Raw genomic sequence first — 12,003 nt, forward strand, 5'->3', positions numbered from 1 at the left:
AATTTTTCTTTCTCCGGTGTGACAATTTCAGTAAAGATTCTCTGCCTTTCTTTCTCAATTCATGATATAATAGGAGTATGATTACAATAGTTTTATTAATCCTAGCCTATCTGCTGGGTTCGATTCCGTCTGGTCTCTGGATTGGACAAGTATTCTTTCAAATCAATCTGCGCGAGCATGGTTCTGGTAATACAGGAACAACCAATACCTTCCGCATCTTAGGAAAAAAAGCGGGTATGGCAACCTTTGTGATTGACTTTTTCAAAGGGACTCTAGCAACCCTTCTTCCGATTATTTTTCATCTGCAAGGCGTTTCGCCTCTCATCTTTGGACTTTTGGCTGTCATTGGACATACCTTTCCTATCTTTGCAGGATTTAAGGGAGGTAAGGCTGTCGCAACCAGTGCTGGAGTGATTTTCGGATTTGCGCCTGTCTTCTGCCTCTACCTTGCGGTTGTTTTCTTTGGGACCCTCTATCTAGGCAGTATGATTTCACTTTCCAGTGTCACAGCATCTATCGCAGCTGTTATCGGGGTTCTACTCTTTCCACTTTTTGGTTTTATCCTAAGTAACTATGACCCTCTCTTCATCGCTATTATCCTAGCACTGGCTAGTTTGATTATCATTCGGCATAAGGATAATATCACACGTATCCAGAATAAGACTGAAAATCTTGTCCCTTGGGGACTGAACTTAACAAATCAAAATCCTAAAAAATAAAACGCCAGTTTGAACAGAACTGACGTTTTTTTGTATGCTTATTTTGATTTGATATAGTTGATACCATCTGCTTTTGGTGCAACTGCTTTTCCAAAGAAGGCTGCCAAGACCAGAATAGTCAAAACATAAGGTGCGATTTGAAGGTAAACCGCAGGTACTCCTTGTAGGAATGGCAATTGAGAGCCGATAACAGCCAAACTTTGTGAAAGTCCAAAGAAGAGACTAGATAGCATGGCTCCGATTGGATTCCATTTCCCGAAGATCATCGCAGCAAGGGCGATAAATCCAGGTCCAACAATAGTTGTCACTGAGAAGTTAACTGAGATGGATTGAGCATAAATCGCTCCGCCAATTCCACCTAAGAAACCTGAAATGATAACCCCTAAATATCTCATCATGTAGACATTGATTCCCAATGTGTCCGCTGCTTGAGGATGTTCACCGACAGAGCGGAGACGAAGACCAAAGCGGGTCTTGAAGAGGATAAACCAAGCAAAGAATGAGAAGGCAATCGCGATATAACCTAGCAGACTTGTTGATTTGAAGAAGATATCACCAATCACTGGGATATTTGCCAAGACTGGGAAATCAAAGCGTCCAAAAGTCTGACTTAGGTTGTCGGTTTGTCCTTTATTATAAAGCACTTTCACCAAGAAAACAGCCAAGGCAGGCGCCATCAAGTTCAATACCGTACCGCTGACAACATGGTCTGCACGGAAATGAACCGTCGCTGCTGCGTGGATGATAGAGAAGAGACCACCAACCAATCCTGCTACAAGCAAGGATAGCCATGGAGTTGCTGCCCCAAATTGTTCTGCAAATTCAAGGTTAAAGACAACTCCAGAAAAGGCACCCATAACCATAATTCCTTCAAGGCCGACGTTTACGACACCACCACGTTCAGAGAAAACACCACCGATACTTGTAAAGATGAGGGGTGCTGAGTAAATCAGCATAGAAGACACCAAGAGGGTGAGCAAGGTTGTAATAGACATCTTTACTTACCTCCTTTAACTTGTTTTTTCGGTTTGACAAAGCGTTCGATAAGGTAATGAACACTGACAAAGAAGATAATAGACGCTGTTACAATGCTGACAAGCTCAGACGGTACCTGCGCCGCATTCATACCAGGGGCTCCAACTTGGAGAACACCAAATAGGAAGGCTGCAAAGAGAATACCAATTGGTGAGTTGGCCGCAAGCAGACTAACCGCCATCCCGTTAAATCCGACAGCCAATGACGCCCCCTGAACATAGACGTTCTGGAAGGTTCCAAGTCCTTCAACAGCTCCACCAAGACCTGCCAAGGCACCTGAAATAATCATTGATAGGATAATCGTTCTTTTTGCAGAAATACCAGCATATTCTGAAGCATGTGGATTAAGACCAACCGCACGGATTTCAAAACCAAGAGTTGTTTTCTTGAGCATGAACCAAATAACTGCAACAGCAATGATGGCAAAGAAAATACCAATATTCATCCGCGAATTACCAGTCAACTCAGCTAACCAAGGTGTCTGATAGGTTGCATTAGCCCCAACACGAATCGTAGAATCTGTACTTTGCATAAAGTCTTTAGGGAAGGCATGGATAAAGGCATTTCCTACATACAAGACGATATAGTTCATCATGATGGTTACGATAACCTCTGACGTCCCTAGATAGGCTCTCAGAATACCCGGAATCGCTCCGACAATTCCACCAGCAATCAAGGCAATCACGATGGTTGCTAGAATCATCAAGGGACGCGGCATATCAGGATGCGATAAGGCAAACCAACCACTGAGAATCCAACCAGCCAAAGCCTGACCAGGAAGTCCGACGTTAAAGAAACCAGCTCGACTGGCAACGGCAAAACCAAGACCAATCAAGACCAGAGGACCCATAGCACGGAAGATTTCCCCAATCCCACGTAGACTACCAAAGGCTGTATAGAACAATTCTTCGTAGCCCCAAATAGCATCATAACCGAAGATCCACATGACAATGGCTCCAAGTAAAATTCCTAGGAAGACAGAAATCAAGGGAACCGAAATTTGTTGTAATTTTTTAGACATCACTCTTCTCCTTTCCCAAGTTTCCACCAGCCATCAAGACACCAAGTTCTTGTTTATTGGTTGTTTCTGGTGATACAATACCTTGAATCTTACCATCATGGATAACGGCAATCCGGTCTGAGACGTTTAAAATCTCATCCAATTCAAAGCTGACAACAAGGACAGCCTTCCCATTATCACGCTCTTCAATCAAGCGTTTGTGGATATATTCAATGGCACCGACATCCAAACCACGAGTTGGCTGGCTGACGATAAGGAGATCAGGATCACGATCAATTTCACGAGCAATTATTGCTTTTTGTTGATTTCCTCCTGAGAGTGCAGCTGCAGGCACAAATTCACTGGCAGCACGAACATCAAACTCTTCCATTAGCTTTTTAGCATAAGAAGTAATATTTGAATAGTTCAAAATTCCATTTTTACTATGTGGTTCTTTGTAGTAGGTTTGAAGGGCAATATTTTCAGAAATCATCATTTCCAAAATCAAACCATCACGGTGACGGTCTTCTGGAACGTGCCCAACACTCAACTCTGTAATCTGACGTGGGTGCAAGCCTACAATTGAATCTCCTTTTAGCTCAATGCTACCAGATTCAACCTTGCGAAGACCTGTAATTGCTTGAATCAGTTCAGACTGACCATTTCCATCAATCCCTGCAATACCAACAATCTCTCCCGCACGAACATCCAAGGATAGATTTTTGACAGCAGGGACACCACGGTTTTCATGGACCACCAAATCTTTGATTGACAAGACCACTTCTTTTGGTTGAGAGGCTTGTTTCTCTGTCTTAAAGGAAACAGAACGTCCTACCATCATTTCTGCCAAATCTGCATTGGTAGCTCCGGCAATTTCGACGGTTTCAATGGATTTCCCACGACGGATAACTGTAACGCGGTCAGAAACTGCGCGAATCTCGTCCAACTTGTGGGTGATCAAGATAATTGATTTTCCTTCTTTGACAAGATTTTTCATAATAGCCATTAACTCATCAATTTCTGATGGAGTCAAGACCGCCGTTGGTTCGTCAAAGATAAGGATATCAGCCCCCCGATAAAGGGTTTTTAAAATTTCTACACGTTGTTGGGCTCCAACTGATATATCTGCTACCTTGGCAGAAGGGTCAACAGCTAAGCCATAACGTTCAGAAAGAACCTTGATTTCTTTGCTAGCTCCAGCGATATCTAGCACACCATTTTTAGTCAATTCACTACCTAAAATGATGTTTTCAGCCACTGTGAAGGCTTCTACCAACATAAAGTGCTGGTGAACCATTCCGATTCCCAAGCTAGCTGCTTTAGATGGTGAGTCGAGGTTGACAACTTGACCGTTGACCACAATTTCACCACTGGTTGGTTCAAGAAGCCCTGCTAACATGTTCATGAGCGTGGACTTTCCAGCCCCATTTTCTCCTAAAAGTGCATGAATTTCACCTTTTCGTAGGTTCAGGTTGATTTTGTCGTTGGCAACAAATTCACCAAACACCTTGGTAATATCACGCATCTCAATGACATTTTCGTGTGCCATGTGCTCTTCCTTTCAGAGTCTTATTTTATTTCAATAAAACTTGCTAGTTTATTCAGTAGCAAGCTTTACTGAGACAAAATGACTTTGCCTCAACTCTTAAAAAAGCGGCCGAGGGCCGCTTCCTAAGAAATGACTTCCATCCATTATTTTTCAGGAACTTTTACGCTTCCATCAAGGATTTTAGCTTTAGCATCTTCAACAGCTTTTTTACCTTCTTCTGAAAGGTTTGTTACTGCCAAGTCAACCCCTTTATCTTTCAATGAGTAAACGATTACTTGACCGCCAGGGAATTCACCTTTTTCTGCCTTGTTAGAGATATCTTTTACAGTTGTACCAACTTGTTTCAAAGTAGATACAAGAACAAAGTTTGATTCTTTACCATCTTTAGAAGTGTATTTACCTTCTGCTTCTTGGTCACGGTCAACACCGATAACCCAAACTTTTTCATTTTCAGGACGGCTTTCGTTAAGTGATTTTGCTTCTGCAAAGACACCTGCACCTGTACCACCAGCTACTTGGTAAACAATATCTGCACCAGCTGCGTATTGTGCGGCTGCAATTGTTTTACCTTTAGCAGCATCACCAAATGAACCAGCGTAGTCAACTTGTACTTTGATAGATGGGTCTACTGACGCAACACCAGCCTTGAATCCTGCTTCAAAACGAGAGATAACTTCTGACTCCATACCACCTACAAAACCAACTTGTTTTGTTTTAGTTGTTTTAGCTGCGGCCACACCAGCGAGGTAACCTGACTCATTATCAGCAAATGTTACACTAGCAACATTCTTTTTATCTTTAATCACATCATCAATCAAAACATAGTTCAAATCAGTGTGCTCTTCTGCTGCATCTTTAACTGCATTGTGAAGGGCAAAACCAACACCGAAGATTAGGTTGTAGCTTCCAGCAGCTTGTTGCAAGTTGTTAGCATAGTCAGCTTCACTTGTTGATTGGAAGTAAGTGAAACCTTTATCTTTTGAAAGGTTGTGTTCTTTACCCCAAGCTTGCAAACCTTCCCAAGCTGATTGGTTGAATGATTTATCATCAACACCACCAGTATCAGTGACGATTGCTGCTTTTGTCTTCACATCAGAAGATGAAGCTGCGTTACGAGAAGAGCGGTTACCACATGCAGCAAGTCCAACTGCTGCCACTGCAACTAGACCAAGGCCTAGCCATTGTTTCTTGTTCATTACTGAACCTCCTAAATAAGATGTGCAACGATGTTGCAAGTATGGATTGATTGGTCACAAAGACCCTTGCCACTCAAAGAGCGACTCAGACTAATTTAAGTCTGTAAAAGAATATGGAAGTAATTCCCCGACCGTCATCTCGACCGTCGATTTATCTTTTGCGACTAAGGTCACTTTTAGATCTTGTTCAAAAAATTCGACCATTACTTGGCGACAAGCACCACATGGTGAAATCGGTTTTTCAGTTTGACCATAAACAATCAGCTCTGAAAATTCTCTTTGCCCTTCAGATACAGCCTTAAAAATAGCTGTTCTCTCACCGCAATTGGTCAAAGGATAGCTAGCATTTTCGATATTCACTCCCGTGTAAACACTTCCGTCTTTGGCTACTAAAACTGCTCCGATAGGAAAGTGAGAATAGGGGACATAGGCATGTTTGCTGGTTTCAATTGCCAGTTCAATCAACTCAGTAGTCGCCATCTGCCAATTCTCCTTTTAAAATGACTACCCCAGCTGACGTTCCGATACGGGTAGCACCAGCCTCCACAAAGGCAAGAGCATCTGCATAAGAACGAGCTCCACCGGCGGCCTTGACACCCATATCAGGTCCAACTGTTTCACGCATTAATTGAACATCTGCTATCGTAGCGCCACCAGTTGAAAAGCCAGTAGATGTTTTAACAAAGTCAGCTCCAGCTTTTTGGGCTAATTGGCAAGCCACAACTTTTTCTTGGTCGGTCAGAAGGCAAGCTTCAATAATGACTTTCACTAACTTGTCACCACTTGCTTCCACGACTGCGCGAATATCTGACTCAACCAAATCAAGATTACCTGATTTGAGAGCTCCAACATTGATCACCATATCAATCTCATCTGCACCATTTTGGATAGCTTCCTTGGTTTCAAAAGCTTTCACGACTGAAGTTGTTGCTCCCAAGGGGAAACCAACTACTGTGCAGACCTTGACATCAGATCCTTCAAGCCCTTTTTTAGCATGTTCAACCCAGGTCGGATTAACGCAAACACTGGCAAAATCATACTCCCTAGCCTCAGACAACAAACAATCAATTTGATTTTCTGTCGCATCTTGTTTTAAAAGCGTATGATCGATATATTTATTTAATTTCATATTCGGATTCTCCTGCGGTTTATGAGATAATTTCTATAATTTCTCGTAAACTTTGCACCCTATCATTTATTTTAACATATTTTTGAAAATCTGTAACTAGCTGAGGAGAAATTTTTCCATTTGTGTATACTTTTGCAACAATTTCTCCCTTTTGAACGGAATCTCCAACTTTCTTTTCAAAAACAATTCCTGTTTCATAGTCCAAGGCATCAGACTTAACTGCACGGCCTGCCCCCAGTCTCATAGCATAAAGCCCAAATTCCATTGCTGGAAGAGCTGAAATGACACCCGTTTCCTGAGCAGGGATTTCCACCACATGGGCTACATTTACAGGACGATAGAGGTCTTCCAAGTCTCCACCTTGGGCTTGGACCATTTCCTCAAACTTGGCCAGCGCCTTGCCATTCTCAAGATGTTGGCGAACTTCTTCAACTGTCTTGTTAACATTTGCCAGGCCAAGCATAATTTGAGCCAACTCACATATGAAGTGGGTAATATCCTGACGGCCTTGACCTTGTAAAATCTCCAATGCTTCAAGGATTTCCAGACGATTTCCAATCGCTCGTCCCAAAGGCTGACTCATATCCGTAATCACTGCTACCGTCTTCCGACCAACTGCCTTACCAAGTTCCACCATAGTTTGAGCCAACTCACGCGCCTCATCAACCGTCTTCATGAAGGCACCCTCACCGACAGTCACGTCTAGCAAAATAGCATCCGCCCCTGCAGCAATTTTCTTGCTCATCACCGAACTCGCAATCAAAGGAATCGTGTCGACAGTTGCTGTCACATCACGTAGGGCGTAGAGAAGCTTGTCAGCTTTAACCAGTTGGTCTGATTGCCCAATGACAGATACACCAATATCCTGCACTTGTGCAATGAAATTCTCTTGACTGCGTTCCACTTGATAGCCCTTAATGGACTCCAATTTATCAATCGTACCGCCCGTATGGCCGAGACCACGACCACTCATTTTGGCCACAGGCACACCGAAACTAGCAACAAGAGGAGCTAAAATCAAGGTTACCTTATCGCCGACACCACCAGTAGAATGCTTGTCAACCTTAACCCCATTAATAGCGGATAAATCAAACTCTTGCCCTGTCTGAACCATCTTCATAGTTATGTCAGAGATTTCTCGAGTCGTCATTCCTTTAAAATAAACAGCCATAGCAAAGGCAGACATCTGATAATCAGGAACAGTTCCTGACACATATCCTTCAACTAGCCACTCAATTTCACTCGACGTCAGTTCTTGACCATCTCGTTTTTTTTGGATTAAATCAACTGCTCTCATTCGTTCACACTTCTAAGGATATAGTATCCCTTATCTTTTTTGACGATTTCACAATTGCCAAACACCTCTTCCATCTTGGACTTAGCACTTGGGGCCCCTTGTTTTTTCTGGATAACGATTGTTAAATCCCCACCAGTTTCCAAAAAATCTTTACTTTTCTCAATGATTTCATGAACCACTTGCTTGCCCGCACGGATAGGAGGATTGGAAATGACATGGTCAAATGTGCCTTCAACTTGTTCATAGATGTTGGACTGGAAAATCGTCGCTTCTACTTTATTTCGTTCAGCATTTTGTCGCGCCAAATCCAAGGCACGATTATTGATATCGACCATGGTAGCCTGAACGCCATAAGCCTTAGCTAAAGACAAGCCCAAAGGTCCGTAACCACAGCCTACATCCAGGACAGTTTCTCCTTGGTTGACCTCTAGACACTTGAGCAAGAGTTGACTGCCAAAGTCAATCATTTTCTTGCTAAAAACACCCGCATCCGTCAAAAAGGTCATTTTTTCTCCCAACAAATCCACTCTCAACTCATGAATGTCATGAGCAACGTCAGGATTTTCTGCATAATACATTTTACTCATGAAACTATTTTACCATAATTTGCCTTAAATTGTAAATCGTTTACAAATTGATAAAAAAACGAAAAAGACTGAAGAAAGCTAGTAAGTAAAACATTTTCTTCAATCTCTTTCAACACTTATAAATAATAAGCCATTTAGAACTAGAAATATCATAATCAGGATAAAACAACAAATTTATCATCTATAATTAGGCTCATTTTTATGACTATTGCTTAACCTTCAAATACTTTATTATCAACAAAATTCCCAACAGGATGTTTAGATAAAAGCCCAACTGATAAGTTTGTGTCAAGATTTCCAAACTTGTCCAAAGGCGTATCAAATCTTCTAGCGACATGCGGAAGAAATAACCCTCTGTAGCAATCCACAAAATCAAAAATAGATAACTACCAGCAGCAAGCCATTTCGTCCACCGTTTTTTTAGGAAGAAAGCAATCAAGAGCGAACAGATAAAGACAGCTGTTACAATAGCATGTTCCATCAAAAAAGTAAAACCGTAATAGGTTTCCACAAAACGTCTACCATTATCCGCATTGGCTCCTTTTAAAAAAGGTAGTGCAAAACTTAAAATAAAACAGAGTTCCAATGTGTAACGTTTTAAGATTTTCATAGTACACCTCCTATAAGTTGTGAACTAAAAATTCCCCTTTATTAGCTTATAAATTAACAGAAACTATCTCCTACTTCATCTATAAATCGGTCAACCTCTATCTACCTCTATTATATAATATTGACTTACTACATTCAAGAAACCGCTTTATTTTTTTAGCTTTTTATGGTATGATAGATAAAATATCTAGGGGAAAACAAATGACCAACGAATTTTTACATTTTGAAAAAATCAGCCGCCAGACTTGGCAATCTTTACATCGAAAGACAACACCTCCTTTGACAGAAGAGGAATTAGAATCCATCAAGAGCTTTAATGACCAGATTAGTCTGCAAGATGTTACCGATGTCTATCTTCCCCTAGCCCATCTCATCCAGATTTACAAGCGTACCAAGGATGATTTGGCCTTTTCAAAAGGGATTTTCCTCCAACGTGAAAGCAAATCTCAACCTTTTATCATTGGGGTTTCTGGGAGTGTTGCCGTTGGAAAATCTACAACTAGTCGACTACTGCAAATCTTACTATCCCGTACGCTTACAGATGCTACAGTTGAGTTGGTAACAACTGATGGCTTCCTCTATCCCAACCAGACCTTGGTTGAGCAAGAGATTTTAAATCGCAAGGGATTTCCTGAAAGCTATGATATGGAAGCTCTTCTCAACTTCCTGGACCACATCAAAAATGGACAAGATGTAGATATTCCTGTCTATTCTCATGAAGTCTACGACATCGTACCTGAGGAAAAGCAAAGCGTCAAAGCCGCTGATTTTGTGATCGTTGAAGGAATCAATGTCTTTCAAAATCCACAAAACGAGCGTCTCTATATCACTGACTTCTTTGACTTTTCCATCTATGTTGATGCTGCAGTCGATGACATCGAGAGTTGGTATCTGGACCGTTTCTTGAAAATGCTGAGCCTAGCCCAAAACGATCCCGAAAGCTACTACTATCGTTTTACACAAATGCCGATTGGGGAAGTGGAATCCTTTGCCCATCAGGTCTGGACCAGTATCAATCTCACAAATCTACAAAATTATATTGAACCAACCAGAAATCGTGCAGAAGTGATTCTTCATAAAACAAAGAACCATGAAATCGATGAAATTTACTTAAAAAAATAATTTTCCCTTGTCAAAACGTAAGTTTTCAGATATAATGGTATAGTTAGTAAATATGGAGGTAAGAACATTGGCAAACATTAAATCAGCTATCAAACGCGCTGAATTGAACGTTAAACAAAACGAAAAGAACTCAGCTCAAAAATCAGCTATGCGTACTGCTATCAAAGCTTTCGAAGCAAACCCATCTGAAGAACTTTTCCGTGCTGCTAGCTCAGCTATCGATAAAGCAGAAACTAAAGGTTTGATTCACAAAAACAAAGCAAGCCGCGACAAAGCTCGTCTTTCAGCTAAACTTGCTAAATAAGAAACAGTCCATAGAGGCTGTTTTTTTGTCTCCAAATAGGAAAAGGTAGAAAATGAAAATCGCAATTATCGGATATTCTGGTGCTGGTAAGTCAACTCTAGCTGAAAAGTTGTCTCACTACTACTCCATACCAAAACTTCACATGGACACACTCCAATTTCAACCTGGTTGGCAAGACAGTGACCGTGATTGGATGTTAACCGAGATGAATAACTTTCTCACCAAGCATGAAGCCTGGGTCATCGATGGAAATTATTCTTGGTGCTATTACCAAGAAAGAATGCAGGAAGCTGACCAAATCATCTTTCTCAACTTTTCTCCATTGACCTGTCTCTTTCGAGCCTTTAAACGTTATCTTAAATACCGGGGAAAAGTCAGAGAAAGTATGGCAGCTGGTTGTCAAGAACAATTTAATTGGGAGTTTATCCGATGGATTCTCTGGGATGGACGAACAAAAAATGCTAAGGATAGATACCAATACTTAAACAATACTTACCCAGAAAAAATGCATATTCTCCATTCTCAAGCAGAAATTGATTATTTCTTGCAATCTCTTAAAAAATAAACAATAGAGTAACATTCATTAAGGTCAGTATGTAGTGAATGACTAAAAAAGGAAGATTTTCATTCAGAAAATCTTCCTTTTATGTTCCCTTTTATTCTGCAATCAAGGTTTCTAATCCAACCTTCATCATATCGGTGAAGGTATTTTGGCGTTCTTCTGCAGTTGTGTCTTCGTCTGGATTGACCAAGCTATCAGAGATGGTCATGATAGCAAGCGCGTCAACATGATGTTGGGCTGCCAGATAGTAGAGTGCCGCTGCTTCCATTTCCACAGCCTTGACTCCCCATTTACCAAGTTCGATGTTCTTTTCAAAGTAGTTTGAATAAAAGACATCAGAAGACAAAACGTTCCCAACGTGGGTGGTCATACCAAGTTCTTTGGCGATATGGTAGGCCTTGTCCAGCAAATCAAAGCTAGCGATTTGTGGGAAATCGTACTGTGGCCAGTCATTGCGGATGATGTTAGAGTTGGTTGCAGCTGCCTGCGCCAAAACTAATTCACGGACGTGAACATCTTCATTCAAAGAACCTGCAGTTCCCACACGGATCAATTTTTTTACACCATAGTCAACAATCAACTCACGCGCATAAATCGAAATGGATGGCATTCCCATCCCAGTTCCCATAACAGATACACGGTGACCCTTGTAAGTACCAGTGTAACCAAACATATTACGCACTTCGTTAAAACAAACAGCATCTTCAAGGAAATTCTCCGCAATAAACTTAGCACGAAGAGGATCCCCAGGAAGAAGAATTTTATCAGCAATTTCACCCTGCTGAGCAGCAATATGGATAGACATAATTTATGATACAAAGAGCGACAAGAAAACGACTGAAAATTAGGAATCTGACGAGAAATCCTGATTTCTCAGTCAGATTATCTATTTTC

The 12,003-nt window shown here is 41.3% G+C and carries 14 protein-coding genes; 4 read left to right on the forward strand and 10 right to left on the reverse strand.

The window, feature by feature from the left end:
* The first annotated feature begins 77 nt into the window (after positions 1-77).
* The gene (plsY, locus tag N8L33_RS00610) at positions 78-719 is read left to right on the forward strand and encodes a glycerol-3-phosphate 1-O-acyltransferase PlsY (protein WP_261058018.1); all 642 of its coding nucleotides are present in this window, start codon (positions 78-80) and stop codon (positions 717-719) included.
* Positions 720-757: 38 nt separating this feature from the next.
* Here the strand turns inward: plsY and N8L33_RS00615 are convergent, their stop codons facing one another.
* The 9 genes from N8L33_RS00615 to N8L33_RS00655 form a co-directional block, all read right to left on the reverse strand.
* On the reverse strand, positions 758-1,714 hold the full coding sequence (locus tag N8L33_RS00615) for an ABC transporter permease (protein WP_261058019.1): 957 nt from the start codon (positions 1,712-1,714) through the stop codon (positions 758-760).
* Between the two features lie 2 nt (positions 1,715-1,716).
* Complete coding sequence (locus tag N8L33_RS00620; protein ID WP_023942990.1) at positions 1,717-2,775, reverse strand: ABC transporter permease; 1,059 nt, start codon at positions 2,773-2,775, stop codon at positions 1,717-1,719.
* Complete coding sequence (locus tag N8L33_RS00625; RefSeq protein WP_261058020.1) at positions 2,768-4,303, reverse strand: ABC transporter ATP-binding protein; 1,536 nt, start codon at positions 4,301-4,303, stop codon at positions 2,768-2,770. The genes N8L33_RS00620 and N8L33_RS00625 overlap by 8 nt, the downstream gene beginning before the upstream one ends.
* Before the next feature lie 143 nt (positions 4,304-4,446).
* Positions 4,447-5,499, reverse strand: coding sequence for a BMP family lipoprotein (locus tag N8L33_RS00630; protein ID WP_033680108.1), 1,053 nt, complete (start codon positions 5,497-5,499; stop codon positions 4,447-4,449).
* Positions 5,500-5,589: 90 nt separating this feature from the next.
* A complete protein-coding gene (locus N8L33_RS00635; protein ID WP_000246089.1) occupies positions 5,590-5,979 on the reverse strand; it encodes a cytidine deaminase in 390 nt (129 codons plus the stop codon).
* Positions 5,966-6,628 (reverse strand): deoxyribose-phosphate aldolase, encoded by a 663-nt coding sequence (deoC, locus tag N8L33_RS00640; protein WP_261058021.1) that lies wholly within the window; start codon positions 6,626-6,628, stop codon positions 5,966-5,968. The genes N8L33_RS00635 and deoC overlap by 14 nt, the downstream gene beginning before the upstream one ends.
* 19 nt (positions 6,629-6,647) lie before the next feature.
* Complete coding sequence (locus tag N8L33_RS00645) at positions 6,648-7,925, reverse strand: pyrimidine-nucleoside phosphorylase (protein ID WP_261058022.1); 1,278 nt, start codon at positions 7,923-7,925, stop codon at positions 6,648-6,650.
* Positions 7,922-8,512 carry a class I SAM-dependent methyltransferase gene (locus N8L33_RS00650; RefSeq protein WP_314725973.1) on the reverse strand — a complete coding sequence of 197 codons (591 nt, stop codon included), beginning with the start codon at positions 8,510-8,512 and terminating at the stop codon, positions 7,922-7,924. Before N8L33_RS00650 ends, N8L33_RS00645 begins: the two co-directional genes overlap by 4 nt.
* A 205-nt stretch (positions 8,513-8,717) precedes the next feature.
* Positions 8,718-9,122, reverse strand: coding sequence for a hypothetical protein (locus N8L33_RS00655; RefSeq protein WP_023943001.1), 405 nt, complete (start codon positions 9,120-9,122; stop codon positions 8,718-8,720).
* Between the two features lie 200 nt (positions 9,123-9,322).
* Here N8L33_RS00655 and coaA point away from each other — a divergent pair, with 200 nt between their 5' ends.
* The 3 genes from coaA (at position 9,323) to N8L33_RS00670 (ending at position 11,112) form a co-directional block, all read left to right on the forward strand.
* Complete coding sequence (coaA, locus tag N8L33_RS00660; RefSeq protein WP_031227709.1) at positions 9,323-10,243, forward strand: type I pantothenate kinase; 921 nt, start codon at positions 9,323-9,325, stop codon at positions 10,241-10,243.
* A 67-nt stretch (positions 10,244-10,310) separates the two neighbouring features.
* Entirely contained in the window at positions 10,311-10,547 is a 237-nt protein-coding gene (gene rpsT, locus N8L33_RS00665) for a 30S ribosomal protein S20 (protein WP_001274000.1), read from the forward strand.
* Between the two features lie 52 nt (positions 10,548-10,599).
* Positions 10,600-11,112 carry a DNA topology modulation protein gene (locus N8L33_RS00670; RefSeq protein ID WP_261058023.1) on the forward strand — a complete coding sequence of 171 codons (513 nt, stop codon included), beginning with the start codon at positions 10,600-10,602 and terminating at the stop codon, positions 11,110-11,112.
* Between the two features lie 91 nt (positions 11,113-11,203).
* On the opposite strand, the gene deoD is transcribed toward N8L33_RS00670, so the two are convergent.
* On the reverse strand, positions 11,204-11,914 hold the full coding sequence (deoD, locus tag N8L33_RS00675) for a purine-nucleoside phosphorylase (protein ID WP_000022091.1): 711 nt from the start codon (positions 11,912-11,914) through the stop codon (positions 11,204-11,206).
* Positions 11,915-12,003: the final 89 nt, after the last annotated feature.

It is taken from the genome of Streptococcus mitis (assembly GCF_946188695.1).
GTDB lineage: Bacteria > Bacillota > Bacilli > Lactobacillales > Streptococcaceae > Streptococcus > Streptococcus mitis_DF.